The organism is Enterobacter sp. JH25 (assembly GCF_021725435.1).
GTDB lineage: Bacteria > Pseudomonadota > Gammaproteobacteria > Enterobacterales > Enterobacteriaceae > Enterobacter > Enterobacter intestinihominis.
On sequence record NZ_CP091319.1, the window covers coordinates 3,663,442 to 3,680,084 of the forward strand.

The 16,643-nt window shown below is 55.4% G+C and carries 14 protein-coding genes and 1 pseudogene; 4 read left to right on the forward strand and 11 right to left on the reverse strand.

All coding sequences use genetic code 11. The features are described from left to right. Positions 1 to 43: 43 nt before the first annotated feature. From recC to rppH, 9 genes are all read right to left on the reverse strand, one after another. Positions 44 to 3,418, reverse strand: coding sequence for an exodeoxyribonuclease V subunit gamma (recC, locus tag L2Y28_RS17500; RefSeq protein ID WP_022649231.1), 3,375 nt, complete (start codon positions 3,416 to 3,418; stop codon positions 44 to 46). 12 nt (positions 3,419 to 3,430) lie between these two features. Then, on the reverse strand, positions 3,431 to 3,754 hold the full coding sequence (locus L2Y28_RS17505) for a prepilin-type N-terminal cleavage/methylation domain-containing protein (protein ID WP_022649232.1): 324 nt from the start codon (positions 3,752 to 3,754) through the stop codon (positions 3,431 to 3,433). Further along, the gene (locus L2Y28_RS17510; RefSeq protein ID WP_022649233.1) at positions 3,739 to 4,137 is read right to left on the reverse strand and encodes a DUF2509 family protein; all 399 of its coding nucleotides are present in this window, start codon (positions 4,135 to 4,137) and stop codon (positions 3,739 to 3,741) included. Before L2Y28_RS17510 ends, L2Y28_RS17505 begins: the two co-directional genes overlap by 16 nt. Further along, positions 4,134 to 4,694, reverse strand: a complete 561-nt coding sequence (locus L2Y28_RS17515; RefSeq protein WP_022649234.1) for a prepilin peptidase-dependent protein — start codon at positions 4,692 to 4,694, stop codon at positions 4,134 to 4,136. Before L2Y28_RS17515 ends, L2Y28_RS17510 begins: the two co-directional genes overlap by 4 nt. Continuing rightward, the gene (locus L2Y28_RS17520) at positions 4,685 to 5,149 is read right to left on the reverse strand and encodes a prepilin peptidase-dependent protein (protein ID WP_022649235.1); all 465 of its coding nucleotides are present in this window, start codon (positions 5,147 to 5,149) and stop codon (positions 4,685 to 4,687) included. Before L2Y28_RS17520 ends, L2Y28_RS17515 begins: the two co-directional genes overlap by 10 nt. A 184-nt stretch (positions 5,150 to 5,333) precedes the next feature. After that, entirely contained in the window at positions 5,334 to 6,128 is a 795-nt protein-coding gene (gene thyA, locus L2Y28_RS17525) for a thymidylate synthase (RefSeq protein WP_006811817.1), read from the reverse strand. Positions 6,129 to 6,134: 6 nt separating this feature from the next. Next, positions 6,135 to 7,010, reverse strand: a complete 876-nt coding sequence (gene lgt, locus L2Y28_RS17530) for a prolipoprotein diacylglyceryl transferase (RefSeq protein WP_022649236.1) — start codon at positions 7,008 to 7,010, stop codon at positions 6,135 to 6,137. 228 nt (positions 7,011 to 7,238) lie between these two features. Next, entirely contained in the window at positions 7,239 to 9,485 is a 2,247-nt protein-coding gene (ptsP, locus tag L2Y28_RS17535) for a phosphoenolpyruvate--protein phosphotransferase (protein ID WP_022649237.1), read from the reverse strand. Between the two features lie 12 nt (positions 9,486 to 9,497). Further along, positions 9,498 to 10,028, reverse strand: a complete 531-nt coding sequence (gene rppH, locus L2Y28_RS17540; protein ID WP_032622373.1) for an RNA pyrophosphohydrolase — start codon at positions 10,026 to 10,028, stop codon at positions 9,498 to 9,500. 454 nt (positions 10,029 to 10,482) lie between these two features. On the opposite strand from rppH, the pseudogene L2Y28_RS17545 reads away from it, so the two are divergent. The 4 genes and pseudogenes from L2Y28_RS17545 to L2Y28_RS17560 all read left to right on the forward strand — a co-directional run. Continuing rightward, positions 10,483 to 10,557 (forward strand): annotated as a pseudogene (locus L2Y28_RS17545) (hypothetical protein); the annotation flags it as partial. A 155-nt stretch (positions 10,558 to 10,712) separates the two neighbouring features. Next, positions 10,713 to 11,405 carry a DNA mismatch repair endonuclease MutH gene (mutH, locus tag L2Y28_RS17550; protein ID WP_022649239.1) on the forward strand — a complete coding sequence of 231 codons (693 nt, stop codon included), beginning with the start codon at positions 10,713 to 10,715 and terminating at the stop codon, positions 11,403 to 11,405. A 128-nt stretch (positions 11,406 to 11,533) separates the two neighbouring features. Beyond that, positions 11,534 to 11,752: a YgdI/YgdR family lipoprotein gene (locus L2Y28_RS17555; RefSeq protein WP_003862794.1), complete on the forward strand. Its 219-nt coding sequence runs from the start codon at positions 11,534 to 11,536 to the stop codon at positions 11,750 to 11,752. A gap of 132 nt (positions 11,753 to 11,884) precedes the next feature. Continuing rightward, entirely contained in the window at positions 11,885 to 12,925 is a 1,041-nt protein-coding gene (locus L2Y28_RS17560; protein WP_015571754.1) for an NADP(H)-dependent aldo-keto reductase, read from the forward strand. Positions 12,926 to 13,030: 105 nt separating this feature from the next. On the opposite strand, the gene lplT is transcribed toward L2Y28_RS17560, so the two are convergent. Both lplT and aas read right to left on the reverse strand, forming a co-directional pair. Then, positions 13,031 to 14,224 carry a lysophospholipid transporter LplT gene (lplT, locus tag L2Y28_RS17565; RefSeq protein WP_022649240.1) on the reverse strand — a complete coding sequence of 398 codons (1,194 nt, stop codon included), beginning with the start codon at positions 14,222 to 14,224 and terminating at the stop codon, positions 13,031 to 13,033. Next, the gene (gene aas / locus L2Y28_RS17570; RefSeq protein ID WP_022649241.1) at positions 14,217 to 16,376 is read right to left on the reverse strand and encodes a bifunctional acyl-ACP--phospholipid O-acyltransferase/long-chain-fatty-acid--ACP ligase; all 2,160 of its coding nucleotides are present in this window, start codon (positions 16,374 to 16,376) and stop codon (positions 14,217 to 14,219) included. Before aas ends, lplT begins: the two co-directional genes overlap by 8 nt. Between the last annotated feature and the right edge of the window lie 267 nt (positions 16,377 to 16,643).

The following is a 16,643-nucleotide window of genomic DNA, read 5'->3' on the forward strand; positions in this document are numbered from 1 at the left end:
ATCATAAATGAACACCCCGTACTGTGCAATTTTTATACAGCACTCAGGACTGCTTAAATTTGAACAACGGTAACAGGTAGCGTTGCGCCTCTTCCGTGATAATGTCGAAATATTCTGGCTCCAGCGTTCGCCATAAACGTTGATACCAGACATCGTCGCCCTCGCCACGTACCATCATGTTCCCTTCGTAGGCCTGCAAAAACTTGCTGCGCGCTTTCTGGAGCGAAGCCTCATCCGTTAACATGGCATCATTCTGCGCGTCGTAACAGGCTTTTATCCATGCCCCCCCACTTTCAGGCAGCAAAAGCAGAGGCTTGTTCATGCCCTGACGATAACCTTCAATATAAAGCGACAGATACGTCAACGCCTGCTCAGGCTCCATCGGCGGGAAGCGCCACTCGCCGTCCTTACGTACAAACAACCGGCTTTCGCCTTCGTGACCACTCGCACTGTAGACAAGATGTTCGAGCCAGAGTTGCAGGCCATGTGAAACGCTGAGCATAGATGGGCGCCAGCGTAGCAGCCCGTCAGACTGCACGTGCGTGAGCCAGCCGCTGAGGTGCATACCGTTACAATCGAGATCAATTTCAATGCTGCTCGCCGGTTGCCGACACGCGATAACCCGGTCAGCAAGCGCTTGCATCTCCTCACACTGGGCATCCCAGACGATTTCGCCGAACGCACCATACGGCAGTAATCCCGACGCCCTGTAACGTCGGAACAGTTTACTGGCGTCTTCTTCGTCAACCAGCGCGTTCAAAAGCTGGGAATTAAGCTTAAAACGCTCCAGTCCATCAAGAATAAACGGTTCCGCATCAGGGATTTCGCTCTCTTCCGAGCGGAAGTTCACCTGCAAGCGTTGCTGGAAAAAAGCACGAACCGGATGGGCCCAAAAGCGCTGCAGCTGCTCAAACGTAAGGGTGTCTATGGCGCGCGGTTCGAGCGCCTGAATGAAATCGGTTTGCGGTGTGCCCGCGTTCTTCGCAGCGGGAAGCCACTCGCGGGCGTAGCTTTGCAGTTCATCAGGAACGTAATTGACAGGATCAAACGGCATACGGCTATGGTGACAGGTAATATGCGCTTTCACCCGACGTTCGCTTTCGTCGCAGTTACAGGCCTCATCGCCCGGCAGATAGTGACTCTGCCCGATGTAGTCCACCAGCTCCTGCAGCAGCACGGACGGGAAACGCTCGCTGTTGTCCTGAATTGAACGGCCGATATAGCTGATATAAAGCCTGCTTTGCGCAGACATCAGCGCCTCAAGGAAGAGATAACGGTCATCATCGCGGCGGCTGCGGTCGCCCCGCTTCGGCTGTGCGCTCATGAGATCAAAGCCAAGGGGTGGCAGCGCACGTGGATAAATACCGTCGTTCATGCCAAGCAGACAGACTACTTTGAACGGGATTGAACGCATCGGCATCAGGGTGCAGATATTCACCGGCCCAGCAAGGAAGCGCTGGCTGATGCGCTCCTGATCGAGACGTTGCGTCAGCTCATCACGCAGAAGCGAAAGGGGAACCGCCTCGTGATAGTGCGAATTAACCCCCTCATCAACGATGGCCTGCCACTGCTTCTCAATAAGCGCCATGGCGGCTTCCGTTTCGCTGTCCGGCAGGAAGAAGTCATTTAGCATTTCGCGGCAAATCGGCAGCCACTCTTCGAGTGGACGGGGCTGCATCAATGCACGGCGCCAGCGGTTGAGCTGCATCAGCAGCGAGGCTAAGTGACCAACCAGTTCCGCAATTAACCCACTGGACTCATCGTACGGCAGCACGTCATTCCATTCGCCATGGATGCTCTCCATCGCATACCCCAGCAGCATACGCGTCAGGCCAAACTGCCAGGTATGCTGGCCAGTCGCGGGCAGCTCAAACTCCTGGACGTTATCATCGTCGATTCCCCAGCGGACGCCGGATTCGTTGACCCACTGGCGCAGGTAGCGCAAGCCCTCTTCGTTAATGCTGAAGCGTGCGGCCAGAACAGGCACATCCAGTAATGCCAGCACATCCTCAGAGATAAACCGGCTATCAGGCAGCGAAAGCAGGCTGATAAAGGCCTGTAGCGCCGGGTGTGACTGACGAGCACGGCGGTCAGAGATCGCGTAGGGAAGATAGCGGTCGCCCGTTGCGCTGCCAAATACAGCCTGAATAAACGGGCTGTAGCTGTCGATATCCGCCACCATCACCACGATATCGCGGGGTGTCAGGGTTGGGTCGTCCTGCAACATGGCCAACAGGCGGTCATGAAGAATTTCAACTTCACGCTGTGGGCTGTGGCAAACGTGGATCGCGATACTGCGATCGTCAGGATCCAGTTTTCGCTTCTTATCGCTTCGCGCAAACTCCTCGGCAGTGATCCCGGCCACGGCACGGTTTTCTAAATCCAGAATATCAAGCTGAATATTGTGCAGCAGGCTGTCCGGCGTAATATCCGCAAACGCGTCCACGTCCCCCTCTCCCGAGGAGGTGATATCTGAAAGCAGATAAATATAGTCGCGCCCCAGCTTGCCCCACGAGGCAAGTAGCGGGTTCGGCAGGTTCTGAATCCCCTCTTCATCGAAAAGCTGCGCCGCGTTTTCAGTGTCTTTAAACAGCGGCACGGCGCGTTCCTCAAAGAGGCGTTTACGCTGGCGGGTGACCAGCCGTGAAAGCCAGCGCGGATCCTGAATATCTCCCCAATAGTGCCGACATGGGTTGGTAAAGAGGATATGGATATCAATGTGCTTACCGAGCGCTTTTAGCGCGTTCAGGTAGACAGGCGGCAGCGCGGAGATACCGCAAATGAACACGCGTGACGGCAAACGGGCTGGCCGTTCTGCGGTGTTCTCAAGTGTTGAGATAAAGCGATCGTACAAGTTAGCACGGTGCCATTTAGGCTGACCGAGCTGCCCGGTATGCTCGACCAGCGCTTTCCAGAGCGGCGCCTGCCAGATTTGCGCTTCCGGTAACCCATCGACTAATTCTCCCGCTTCCCAGCGAATCAGCCATTCTGCGCGGTAAACCAGATACTGGTCATAGAGGTCAGCAGTGCGTGAGGCCAGCTGAAAAAGTTTGCGCTTGTCGGTGTCGTCATTCAGATAGTGGCGCAGCATGGCGAACTCATCATGCGCCAGCATGTCCGGCAGCAGCGTCATCAGTTTCCAGGCCATGCTTTGTTTGTTGAAGGCACTCTGCTCAGGAATATCCGGCAGGACGCGAACAAACATCTCCCAGATAAAGCTCGCGGGCAGCGGAAAATCGATATTCGCCGCAATGCCAAACTTCTGCGAAAGGGACATTTGTAGCCACTGCGCCATACCGGTGCTCTGCACCAGCACCATTTCTGGCTCAAACGGATCGTCAAGACGCTCTTGCTCAACGATATACTCCATCAGTGCTTCCAGTACATCCAGACGATTTGAGTGGTAAACCCTTAGCATAAACGCTCCCGACTAGCGGCTAACCGGGCAATGCAGACGCGTCAACGCGCCCTGCCGCCCCAGAGGAGAAATAAGTGTGACCGTGATGCTGACACATCCGGACTGTGTTGTCTGCCCCCGACTGACCTGCCAGCCCGGCGGGAGCGTTAATGTTGAGATCTGCGACTGATTCCACGCATGATGCCATAGCTGGCGATACTGGCTAAGCGCCGCATACCGGGCTGCCAGCGCGCGATGATATCCGGATAACGCCGTCACAACCACAACCAGCAACATTATTGCCAGCAAAACCTCAACCATGCTAAATCCTTTTTGTCTGCTCAGGGTAACTGACATAGCGCACTTTCCTTAAGGGGGCAGAAGTCGCTCCAGCCGTGGGCAGAAAAGCGTATCTGTCCTTCCGCGATATCCCCGCCTCGCCATAGCAACAGATCGTCATTTCCGGCAATAAGCAAAACACGCTCCTCAAACAGCCTTACACAGACCCGCAGACCTTGTGTCTGCTTGCACTGAACCTCTGGCTGTAAAGCCCAGTCCTGAACGCGTCCCCACTCCAGTGCAGATTGCAAGGCAGCCTGCTGGCGAATAGAGAGACTCTCACCACTCATCAGCGTGCTAAAGGTTTGCAACTGCTGGTTTAATCCGGTGAGGATCAGCGTGCCGAGCACCAGCAATAACAAGACCAGCGCCAGCGATGACATGCCCCGCTGACGATTCACAGATTAAACCCCGTTACGGTGTGGCGAGCCGAAAAGGGTGCAGTCAGTTCACCTTTGCGGCGGGCACGCAGCTCGACATTGATTACCGGTGCAAAACCAGCACGATCGGTTTTAGTGACCATAAACTGCTCTATCAGGACCCGATCTGGGTCGGTGAGCTTATCCCATCCCTTACCTTCACAGGATGTCGCGCCCCGCAGCGTTTCGAGCGTTCCGGCTTCAAGCCGAAATCCCGTGCTGTCATTTTCTGACGCGGTGTTATCCCACTGGCCGTTGCTGTTTGCATCCCACTGCACAATTGCACATCGCCCTTGCCTGCCGATAATTAACCCTTGCCCCTGACAATGCCCTGCACAGTATCCTGCTCGCTGGAGCTGTTTACCCATCGCAAGCAGGCGTTGCCACACCTCATCTTCCAGCTCCCGTTGCCCGGATTGCAGTAAAACACCCCGCTGTAGCCCCGGTAAAAAACGTGACGTGCTGAGTAACAGAATACTGCTTATCGTCATCGCAATCAGGACCTCCAGCAGGGAGAACCCTTTTTGTTTTACTGGCATGCACCTTCTCCTGCGGCATCACACAGCCTGATACGTCCGCCATTTGAGACAATAACCCACCACGCACCGGCGCGGCTCTGCACGCGAATATGTCCGGCCCATGCGGTATCCCTTAAGCCGTAAAATCCCAGCGCAGGCGTTACGTCGCTCAGCGTGACCTCCGGCCATAACGGTTTCATCACGAACGGGCCGCCGCTGTCGCAGCCCGGGACCACAGCGCTGACAAGGCAGGCCTGATTCCCGTCAGCGTGAAGCGCGATCCTGTGCTCGCTGTTGTGACGATTTGCGTCGTTTCGCAAGAACGCCAGGTAATCCCGCACCTGACAGGCTGTCTGCCAGAGCCGCTGCCGCTGTTGCCAGCTGTTCCAGCCATAAAGACCCGTCGCGCTGAGGATCACAACCAGCGAGATGGCGAAAAGGGTTTCGATAAGCGTAAAGCCATGTTCGTTTTTCATGGCGGAAGTGTGGCGGAATGGCAGAAAAGGCGCGAGCGTTAAACCAGAACATTACGAGCCGCTTTCCGGAGATTTTCACCCGTTGCAACGCGTTACATCGTCTCTGGAAACAGGCTCGAAGAACAAAACGAGCGCGAAAAAAAACCGGCGCTAAAGAGCACCGGTTGTGTCAGGATTCGCCGTATCAGATGGCGACAGGGGCTTTGATGCCAGGATGCGGGTCGTAGCCTTCAATCTCGAAGTCATCAAAACGGTAATCGAAGATCGAGTCCGGTTTGCGTTTGATCACAAGCTTCGGCAATGCACGCGGTTCGCGCGTCAGCTGGAGATGCGTCTGTTCCATATGATTGCTGTAGAGGTGGGTATCACCGCCCGTCCAGACAAAATCGCCCACTTCAAGATCGCACTGCTGCGCCATCATGTGCACTAACAGCGCGTAGCTGGCGATGTTAAACGGCAGGCCGAGGAACACGTCGCAGGAGCGTTGATACAGCTGGCAGGAGAGTTTGCCGTCCGCCACGTAGAACTGGAAAAACGCGTGGCAAGGCGCCAGCGCCATTTTATCCAGTTCACCCACGTTCCAGGCAGAAACAATGATACGGCGCGAGTCCGGGTCATTTTTCAGCTGGTTCATGACGGTCGTGATCTGGTCGATATGGCGGCCGTCCGGGGTAGGCCACGCGCGCCATTGCTTGCCGTAAACCGGCCCCAGGTCGCCGTTCTCATCTGCCCACTCGTCCCAGATGGAGACATTGTTTTCATGGAGATAAGCAACGTTGGTATCGCCTTGCAGGAACCAGAGCAGTTCATGAATGATCGAGCGCAGATGGCAGCGCTTCGTCGTCACCAGAGGGAAGCCTTCTTGCAGATTGAAGCGCATCTGGTGGCCAAAAATGGAGAGCGTACCGGTGCCGGTGCGGTCGTTTTTCGGCGTGCCCTCGTCGAGCACTTTTTTCATCAATTCAAGATACTGTTTCATGATTCCTCAGGAAAGTTGTTGCTGTGGACGACGACGATACGCCCAAATCATCATAATGGCACCCGCGACAATCATCGGAATGGAGAGGATCTGCCCCATGCTGATGTACTGTACCCACTCGCCGGTAAACTGTGCATCCGGCTGGCGGAAGAACTCGACGATGATACGAAACGCGCCGTAGCCAATCAGGAACAGACCAGATACTGCCCCCATTGGGCGCGGTTTGCGGATATACAGATTCAGGATGATAAACAGCACCACACCTTCCAGCGCCAGCTCATAAAGCTGAGACATATGACGCGGCAGAACGCCGTAGGTATCGAAAATGGACTGCCACTCAGGATGCGAAGGCAGCAGCGCGATATCCTCTGCGCGGGAGCCCGGGAACAGCATGGTAAACGGCACGCTCGGATCGACACGCCCCCAGAGTTCACCGTTGATGAAGTTGCCCAGACGCCCTGCACCCAGCCCAAACGGGATTAATGGCGCAATAAAATCAGCCACCTGGAAGAAGTTACGTTTGGTGCGTTTGGCGAAGATCACCATCACGAGGATCACACCAATCAGTCCGCCGTGGAAGGACATGCCGCCGTCCCAGACGCGGAACAGATAGAGCGGGTCGTTCAGGAATACCGGGAAGTTGTAGAACAGGACATAGCCGATGCGCCCGCCCAGGAATACGCCAAGAAAGCCAGCATAAAGCAGGTTTTCCACTTCGTTCTTCGTCCAGCCGCTGCCCGGACGACTGGCGCGACGACCAGCAAGCCACATGGCAAAGACGAAGCCCACCAGGTACATCAGTCCGTACCAGTGAAGCGCTACAGGTCCTATTGAGAAAATAACCGGATCGAATTCCGGAAAATGCAGATAACCACTGTTCATCTGTCACCACAAGATGTTGTTATTCCGCTGAAAGTGGACAGCGGCTGAATTGCATTCCCGCCGTTGGCAGGTGCTCCAAAGTTGCGAATCATAGCATAAGGCAGGCGCGGAGGATGCGCCTGAGATGTAAAAGATGTGTATAGGGTTTTATGCGCGCTGTTCCCCCTCACCCCATTCCTCTTCCTCAAGGGAGAGGGGGTCGTCCGAGCAGTCATTATATTGTGGGGATCAGCGGCCGCCGCGGATCAAACCGCCCATGCCGCGTCGCTCCATAAACGCCGCCACCTGATGGCGCACTTCGGCTGCCAGCTGTGCCTCCAGGCTTCGCGCGGCCAGCTCATGCGCCTCATCTTGTTCGATGTGACGTAACAGGTATTTCACACGCGCAACGGAACGTCCGTTCATTGACAGGTGACGGAAACCGAGGCCAATCAGGATCGCCACGCACATCGGATCGCCGGCCATTTCACCGCACAGGCGCAGGTCGATATTATGCTGCTCGGCTTCGCGGGCGATCATCGCCAGGGCACGAAGCATCGCCGGATGCAGGCTGTCGTAGATACTGGCCACGCGCGTATTGTTGCGATCGACCGCCAGAATGTATTGCGTTAAGTCGTTGGTGCCAACGGAGATAAAATCAACGCGGGTCGCCAGCTGCGGCAACATAAAGACCATCGAAGGCACTTCCAGCATCACGCCAATACGGGGTTTAGGGATCGCGTAGCCGATCATCTCTTCCACTTCGCGCCCTGCACGTTCAATCAACCGCCGCGCTTCGTCGATCTCGTCAATACTGGTGACCATCGGCAGCAAAATGCTGAGATTCCCCGTGGCCGCGTTGGCACGCAGCATCGCACGAACCTGGATAAGGAAAATTTCCGGCTGATCGAGGGTAATGCGGATCCCACGCCAGCCGAGGCAGGGATTCTCTTCACTGATGGGCATATAGGGCAGTTGCTTATCCGCGCCGACGTCGAGGGTGCGCAACGTGACGGGTTTGTCGTTAAACATCTGCAACATGCCCTGATACTGCGCAACCTGCTCCTCTTCTGACGGGAAGCCGCTTTGCAGCATGAACGGTATTTCGGTGCGGTAGAGACCAATGCCATCGATGCGGCTGCCGAGCTTCTCTTCATGCTCGGGGCTTAACCCCGCGTTGAGCATCACCTTCACCCGCTCACCGCTCTTGAGCTGCGCGGGCAGGTTGACGTCATCTTCCGCCAGCTTGCTTAATTCATTCTCTTCGCTAATAAGACGCTGGTACTCCTGAAGGAGAACCGGCTCAGGATCCACCAGCAACTCACCGCGATATCCGTCCACCACCAGCGTACGGCGATGTAGTACGGAAGGCTGAATATCCGCCCCCATCACGGTCGGAATACCGAGCGCACGCACCATAATGGCGGCATGGGAGTTAGCTGCGCCATCGCGCACCACCACGCCCGCCAGCCTGTCCTGCGGTAATTCCGCCAGCGTCGTCGCCGAGAGTTCATCGGCCACCAGCACAAACCGGTTCGGCCAGGCATTAGCCCCCTGAATAGTATCATCGAGGTGGAACAGCAGACGTTGCCCAAGCGCGCGTAAATCGCCGGCGCGCTCTTTCAGATAGCCGTCAGTCAGTACCGCAAACTGCTCGGCAAATTTTTCAATGACCTTTTTAACCGCCCACTCTGCCACCGACCCCTTATCGACCTCGGCAAATAACTCACGACGCAAACGCGCATCGGAAAGCAGGTGTGAGTAGAGATCGAAAATGGCCGCCGTCTCTTTTTGCGCGCCAGCGGCAAAGCGTTTGCTGTAGCGACGAAACTCATTCGCCGCCTCTTCCAGGGCAGCGGTGAGCCGTTCGCGCTCAAGCGCCTCATCCAGCGTCGAGGCTTCGTAGACCTGCTCCATCAGCGGGAACGTGGCATCCATCCAGCCTTCGGCAATAGCGACCCCCGGCGAGGCCGGAAGCGCGCGAATACGCGTATGACGATACTGACCAAAAAGGGCTGTCAGTTGGGACTGAGAGAGGATCGCCGCCATCTGCGTTGCCAGCGTGACGAGGAAGGACTCCTCGCTTTCATCGTACTGGCGCAGCTCGCGCTGCTGAACAACAAGCACGCCAAGCAGCTGGCGGCGCTGAATAATCGGTACGCCAAGAAACGCGCGGAAACGCTCTTCTTTGACGGAAGGGATATATTTGAAGCTGGGGTGTTTTTGCGCATCGGCAAGGTTGATTGGCTCCGCCAGTCGCCCGACCAGGCCAACAATACCTTCATCAAACGCGAGCGTGACGGTACGTCCCCGTGGTTTTTTTAAACCGCGGGTTGCCATAAGGTAGTAGCAACGTCGGTCATGGTCGGCCAGGTAGACCGAACAGACCTCGGTTTCCATCGCAAGACAGATGTCCGTCACCAGAATATTCAGCGCCTCGTTGAGGCGAGGCGCACTGGCGACCTTTTCAACTATTTCTCGCAAGCGGGTGAGCATGATTTGCGTAGCTTAACCTCTTTTACGTCGCCAGGCAGGTGCGCTCTGTGGCTTCGGAGTCGTCTCCTGAAGCTGCATCACGACACTTGCGAACTCTTTCATCACCCTACGGTATACATCGCGCTTGAATGACACGACCTGACGAACCGGATACCAGTAGCTTACCCAGCGCCAGCCATCAAACTCTGGCGTGCTGCTGGTTTGCATATTGATATCTGAATCGTTGCCCACCAACTGCAAAAGAAACCACTTCTGTTTCTGGCCGATACAAACCGGCTTTGTGTCCCAACGCACCAAACGTTTCGGTAACTTGTAACGCAACCAGTTGCGGGTCGAAGCCAGGATGCGAACATCTTTTCGGCTTAAACCAACCTCTTCAAACAGCTCCCGGTACATCGCTTGTTCTGGGGACTCTCCAGGATTGATCCCGCCTTGCGGGAACTGCCAGGAGTGCTGACCATATCGCCGGGCCCACATCACCTGCCCCTGACGATTACAAATTACTATTCCTACGTTTGGGCGGTAGCCATCGTCATCAATCACCGGACTACCCCAAACTAAATCTGATATATGAATGATTGTTTCACACTACAGGGAGGCGGTAAACCACTCTCTTACAGGCCTGCAACCTAATAACATTTGAATAACTCACAATTTTGTGAGGAGTTATAAACAGATGAGGGCGACTGAGACCATTTTTATTCACCTTTTCTGTGGATATAGTTGTGAAGAAGTATGGAATTACCGATGAACAACCTTGTAGCCCGGCGAATCGGCAATTTTCATCACTTAAAATAAATCATTTAAATTCATATAGTTAAACGTAAATTTAGGGTATCAAAGGCGATTAACGTGACGATCGTCACATCAAAGATCTTCCTGGTGATGAAAGATCGAACAGCGTCGGTTTTATCCACAGATTGTGCCAATAAGTTAGGCACAATTTGTGTGAAAATTCGATTTTCATCGCACGTCAAGGCTGTAAATTGAAACAGTAGTGGCGGTTATTCCCAGTTATCCCATTTTTCTGTGGATAACATGGTGTAAGATCCTGTTTATTGTCAGTGACCAGAATTGCACAACCTGTTTTTTAGCCATGGCGCGACGGGATACATTCCTAAAAAACATAATATAAATCATCCACATGGAATATATACTCAGAAAAAAGTAAACTCTATCCACAAGGGATAAAATATCAGTTCATTTTTTAACCAAAAGGTTGTCAGCATGCATTCTCTCGCCCCACTGCTCTCTCCTCCCGTCAGTGAAGCCCAGTTGCTCCAGCAGGCACAACGTCTGGCAGGCTATGCACTGGGCGAGCTGGCCGTGATGGCGGGGTTGACGATACCCAACGATCTGAAGCGCGATAAAGGCTGGATCGGCGTGTTGCTTGAACGTTGGCTGGGCGCAAGCGCGGGCAGTAAACCCGAGCAAGATTTTGCGGCGCTGGGGGTGGAACTGAAGACGATCCCCATTGATAGCCTGGGGCGGCCGCTGGAAACTACCTTTGTCTGCGTTGCGCCGCTAACGGGTAATAGCGGAGTGACATGGGAAACCAGCCACGTCAGGCATAAGCTGAAGCGGGTGTTGTGGGTACCCGTTGAGGGTGACAGGCAGATCCCGCTGGCAGAGCGTCGCGTTGGCGCCCCGCTGCTCTGGAGCCCGGATGAAGAAGAAGAAAGACAGCTTTCCCAGGACTGGGAAGAGCTGATGGACATGATTGTGCTGGGACAGGTTGAACAGATCACCGCCCGGCATGGCGAAGTGCTGCAACTCCGTCCCAAAGCCGCCAACAGCAAAGCGCTCACTGAAGCGGTAGGTGCACAGGGCGAACCGATCCTGACGCTGCCGCGCGGCTTCTATCTTAAAAAGAATTTCACCGGTGCACTGCTGGCACGACACTTCCTGTTGAAAACATAGTTTTTTACCAATTTTGCGCTCCGGCTAACATAATCTCCTCCTTTTTAAGATTTCCCCCCTTTCACCTGTCGTAATATCAGGTTATTACTACACTATGATTTGATACGAGCCAGGTGAGGATGAGAACGATGAAAAAATGGGCAGTAATTATCTCAGCAGTCGGTTTAGCGTTTGCGGTATCGGGTTGTAGCAGCGACTATGTCATGTCAACGAAAGATGGTCGTATGATCCTGACCGATGGCAAACCCGAAGTCGACGACGATACCGGTCTGGTGAGTTACCGCGATCGCGAAGGCAATCAAATGCAAATTAATCGCGACGAAGTTTCCCAGATCATCGAGCGTTAAACAGATAAAGGTCAGTAGCTTGCTGGCCTTTTTGATTTTTTCCTTCCCCTTTTGCCTTCCCTCTGCCATGTTTATATTCCTTTGTCGGGAGGTTCCTGACGCGGTCTGTATGTCTAAAAAAGGAAACCGGCTATGCATTATCACCGTATCCCCCATAGCGCTCTGGAGATCAGCCAGCTGGGGTTAGGCACCATGACATTTGGTGAACAAAACAGCGAAGCCGATGCCCATGCACAACTCGATTACGCCGTCAGCCAGGGCATTAACCTGATTGACGTGGCGGAGATGTACCCAGTTCCTCCCCGCCCGGAAACTCAAGGTCTTACCGAAACGTATGTCGGCAACTGGCTGGCGAAACGCGGCAATCGCGAAAAGCTGGTCATCGCTTCTAAGGTTAGCGGCCCTTCCCGTAATAACGATGCCGGGATCCGCCCTAACCAGATCCTCGATCGCAAGAATATCCGTGCTGCGCTGGATGCCAGCCTCAAGCGCCTGCAAACCGACTATCTCGATCTTTATCAGGTGCACTGGCCGCAGCGTCCGACGAACTGCTTCGGTAAGCTTGGCTACACCTGGAACGAGAGTGCTCCGGCCGTCACCCTGCTGGAAACACTGGAGGCGCTTACGGAATGCCAGCGCGCGGGTAAGATCCGCTACATCGGCGTTTCCAACGAGACGGCGTTTGGCGTAATGCGCTATCTGCATCTGGCCGATAAACACGACCTGCCGCGGATCGTGACCATCCAGAACCCGTACAGCCTGCTGAACCGCAGTTATGAAGTGGGTCTCGCGGAAGTGACGCAGTACGAAGAGGTGGAGCTGCTCGCCTACTCTTGCCTGGGCTTCGGAACCCTGACGGGCAAATACCTGAACGGCGCGAAACCGGCTGGCGCGCGTAACACGCTTTTCAGCCGCTTCACCCGCTATAGCGGCGAGCAGACGCAAAAAGCCGTGGCGGCCTATGTGGATATCGCGAAGCGTCACGGACTCGATCCGGCGCAGATGGCGCTGGCCTTCGTGCGTCGTCAGCCGTTTGTGGCAAGTACCCTGCTCGGCGCAACGACAATGGATCAGTTAAAAACCAATATTGAGAGTTTCCACCTGAACCTGAGTGAAGAGGTCTTAGCGGAGATTGAAGCGGTGCATCAGGTTTATACTTACCCGGCACCTTAAGTTGACGATTTGCCCGGTGGCGGCGTTGCCTTACCGGGCCTACAAAATCCGCCAACATCACGAAACGTAGGCCGGGTCAGGCGGAGCCGCCACCCGGCAAAGATATCACCGCCGACGCTGCCAGACCCACAGCCCGGTAATCGCCAGCGCAAACAGTGCGCCAAACCCCACCCCGATTGCCACAACCGGCGCACCTGCTTTTACCGCCAGCGAGTAAATCCCCAGCATCAGCAGCATCGCCATGTTTTCGCCAAGGTTTTGCACCGCAATGGCGTTGCCAGCCCCGACGGTCTGCTTGCCGCGCTCCTGCAAAAGCGCGTTGAGCGGTACCACAAAGAAACCGCCTAATACGCCGATCAGTAACAACAGGGCATAGGCTGGCAATATGGCATGTTGCAGGGAGAAGAACAGAACGCCGACGCCGATCAGGATCCCCGCGGGCATGCAGCGCGCAACGGTTTCGAGCGTCACCAGTTTTGCCGCAGCCCCGGCCCCGACCACAATCCCGACGGCGACCATGGCATTCAGGTAGGTCGGCGTGGCGTTGTCTGTAATACCCAGCGCCACCGGCACCCACAGCACCAGCAGGAAACGCAGCGTAACGCCGGCCCCCCAGAACATGCTGGTGCCCATCAGCGAGAAGCGTGTTTCACCGTTACGCCACAGTACGCGGCAGGCGTTGAAGAAGCTGCCGGTCATTGGCCCGAAGCGCCAGGATTGTCCCGGACGCGCCACGGCCAGTTTGGGGATAAACAGGTTGGCGATCACCGCGCCACCGTACATCAGGGCACAGATGCCAAGCGCGGCGAGTACATGCCAGTCTGCCAGCACGCCTCCCGCCACCGAACCCAGGAGAATAGCCGCAATGGTGGAGGACTCCATCAGGCCGTTGGCCTTCACCAGCTTATCGCCGGTGGTGAGCTCACCCAGAATGCCGTACTTCGCCGGGGAGTAAGCTGCCGCGCCAATGCCTACCAGCGTGTAGCCAACAAACGGGTTGATACCAAAGCAGATGCTTGCCGCGCCCAGAAGCTTAAGACTGTTGGCAAACATCATGACCCGACCTTTGGGGAAGCTGTCCGCCACCTGGCCAACAAACGGCGCAAATACAATGTAAGCACCCACAAACACCATCTGTAGGATCGGCTGGCTCCAGTCAGGATAAAACTCAGCTTTCAGCAACGCCAGCGTAGCAAACAGCAACGCGTTATCGCCGAACGCGGAAAGAAACTGGGCGGCGATAACCGCCATCATGCCTTTCGACCAGATTGAAGTGTTAGTGTGAACTGACTCACGCATTATGCTGTTCCGCCTCTTCAACCATGCCCTTCAGGGTCACAAAATCGGGTTTACCGCTGCCCAGCACCGGTAACTGTTTGAGGTAACGAATATCGCGGGGGACCGCCAGCTCGGGGATACCATGTTCGCGCGCATACCTGAGAAGCGCATCACGCTTCAGTTCACCGTCAGTAGTAAAGAGCACCAGCGCCTCGCCTTTACTGGCATCACTTTTCACCACGGTCGCATGCATTTTCTCCGCCGAGACTGCGGTCGCCAGCGTCTCGACCATTTCAAGAGAGACCATTTCCCCGGCGATCTTGGCGAAGCGTTTTGCACGTCCCTGGATCTGCACGAAGCCTTGATCGTCGAAGTGCACGATATCGCCCGTGTCGTACCAGCCCGTTTCAACCTCGCCATTGACGTTCTCGGCCGTCGGCGCCTCAAGCACGCCCGGGTTTTCCACACGCAGATAGCCGTTCATGACGTTCGGCCCTTTCAGTTGAAGACGTCCGCCGTCTTCAATACCCGGCACCGCCAGCAGACGCGCGTCCAGCCCCGGCAGAATGCGGCCAACCGTTCCCGGTTTTGCCGCCATCGGAACGTTGATGGAGACCACCGGCGCGCACTCCGTCACGCCATAGCCTTCCAGAATCCGCAGGCCAAACTTGTCCTGCCAGATCTGGCGCGTACTGTCCTGGAGTTTTTCCGCCCCCGCCACCACGTAGCGCACGCGGAAGAAATCATACGGGTTGGCGAAGCGCGCGTAATTTCCGAGGAAGGTGGACGTCCCGAACAGCACCGTGCAGTTACGGTCATAAACCAGCTCCGGCACAATGCGGTAGTGCAGCGGGCTTGGGTAGAGGAACACCTCGGCACCGGTCAGCAGCGGCGTAAAGAGACCCACGGTCAAACCAAATGAGTGGAACAGCGGCAGCGCCGACATAAAGCGATCGTTGGCGGTAAAGTCAGCGATGGTTTTAATCTGTTCGACGTTTGCCAGAATGCTTTTGTGGCTATGAACCACACCTTTCGGGTTGCCTTCAGAGCCGGAGGTAAAGAGGATAATGGCATCATCCTCCGGCTGCTGCTTAACCTGCGCCAGACGCGGCATCAGCAGGTGCGCGAAAATCCACAGCTTGTCGGCGGTCGTGACGTCTGCTTTCAGATCTTCCAGGAACACCCAGCGCACCTGCGTCAGCTGTTCCGGCAGGTGCCACAGCTTGCCTTTATCCAGGAACTGGCGGGAGGTAAAAATGGTGTTGATTTGTGCTGCGGTAATCGCGCTGGAGAGCCCTTTCACACCCGCCGTGTAGTTCATCATCGCCGGAATGCGGCCCCGGGAGACGGCACCAAAGATCACCGCCGCGCTGATACCCGCGTTTGGCAGCATCAGGCCGATCTTTTCGCCCTGTTTGCTGTACTTTTCCAGGATACGCCCGACAAACAGCGTTTTGGTCAACAGCTTACGGTAGGTATCCGGCGTAAAGTTGATGTCTTCGATGCAGTTTTTCTTCGCACCGTAGCGATACTGCGCCGACAGTAACGATTCATACAGCGTTTCGCGCGGGCGTACGGCCATGCGCGCTTCCATCATAATCTGGTGCAGCATTTCCCCGGCGATTTTACGGCGGTCACGCGCGCGCGGCGCCTCGGGCATCGGCAGTGACGTCGGCGGTAATATATGCAGCGTAATTTTCGGGAACAGACGCTGCTTCACCAGCCCTTTCAGACGGCTGAAAAAGGTCAGCTCAGCCCCGTCGATGTGTAGCGGCACGACGGTGGCCTGAGACTTCGCCGCGACAAAACCGGCGCCGTCGTAAATTTTCATCAGGGAGCCCGTCACTGAAATCCGCCCTTCCGGGAAGATAACCACCGGACGCCCCTGCCCAATCAGACGCACCAGATGTTTAATCATCATCGGTTTGGTAGGGTCGAGCGGGACAAAATCAATCAGCGGCCTGAGCCAGCGCATGTACCATTTTTCACTGATGGAGCTGTACACCGCAAAGACGGGCCGCACGGGCAAAAAAAGCGCTAGCAATACGCCATCAAGAAAAGAGACGTGATTCGGTGTGATAAGAACACGCTCGCCATAGAGTGCCTGCGTATCGCCAGTCACGCGAATGCGAAACAGGACACGAAACAGTGTGCGGAAGAACCCAAAAAGCATTTCAACTCCCTTTGCCAGCCAGTGTGAAAGGTATAAATGGTGGCAGATTACACGAGAAGTAGTGAGGGAGCGATAGCAAAAACAGAGGCGAAAAAAAACCTGCGCATCCGCGCAGGTTGGTGCAAGTGAAGAGTACGAAAACGTACCAGGAATTCTCACCAATCAATACCTCTGGGATCTTGATTGTGGCCTCCGGCGACAGGCTTCGCCAGCAGGAAAACGCAAGGGAATGAGCCGAAGTGCAACCAGGTGTGAATAATCTCTTTT

Coding starts and splice junctions, on each gene's coding strand:
- recC (WP_022649231.1), bottom strand. CDS start 3,418: ATGCTAAGGGTTTACCACTCAAATCGTCTGGATGTACTGGAAGCACTG.
- L2Y28_RS17505 (WP_022649232.1), bottom strand. CDS start 3,754: ATGTCAGTTACCCTGAGCAGACAAAAAGGATTTAGCATGGTTGAGGTT.
- L2Y28_RS17515 (WP_022649234.1), bottom strand. CDS start 4,694: ATGCCAGTAAAACAAAAAGGGTTCTCCCTGCTGGAGGTCCTGATTGCG.
- L2Y28_RS17520 (WP_022649235.1), bottom strand. CDS start 5,149: ATGAAAAACGAACATGGCTTTACGCTTATCGAAACCCTTTTCGCCATC.
- thyA (WP_006811817.1), bottom strand. CDS start 6,128: ATGAAACAGTATCTTGAATTGATGAAAAAAGTGCTCGACGAGGGCACG.
- lgt (WP_022649236.1), bottom strand. CDS start 7,010: ATGAACAGTGGTTATCTGCATTTTCCGGAATTCGATCCGGTTATTTTC.
- ptsP (WP_022649237.1), bottom strand. CDS start 9,485: ATGCTCACCCGCTTGCGAGAAATAGTTGAAAAGGTCGCCAGTGCGCCT.
- mutH (WP_022649239.1), top strand. CDS start 10,713: ATGCATTCTCTCGCCCCACTGCTCTCTCCTCCCGTCAGTGAAGCCCAG.
- L2Y28_RS17555 (WP_003862794.1), top strand. CDS start 11,534: ATGAAAAAATGGGCAGTAATTATCTCAGCAGTCGGTTTAGCGTTTGCG.
- L2Y28_RS17560 (WP_015571754.1), top strand. CDS start 11,885: ATGCATTATCACCGTATCCCCCATAGCGCTCTGGAGATCAGCCAGCTG.
- lplT (WP_022649240.1), bottom strand. CDS start 14,224: ATGCGTGAGTCAGTTCACACTAACACTTCAATCTGGTCGAAAGGCATG.
- aas (WP_022649241.1), bottom strand. CDS start 16,376: ATGCTTTTTGGGTTCTTCCGCACACTGTTTCGTGTCCTGTTTCGCATT.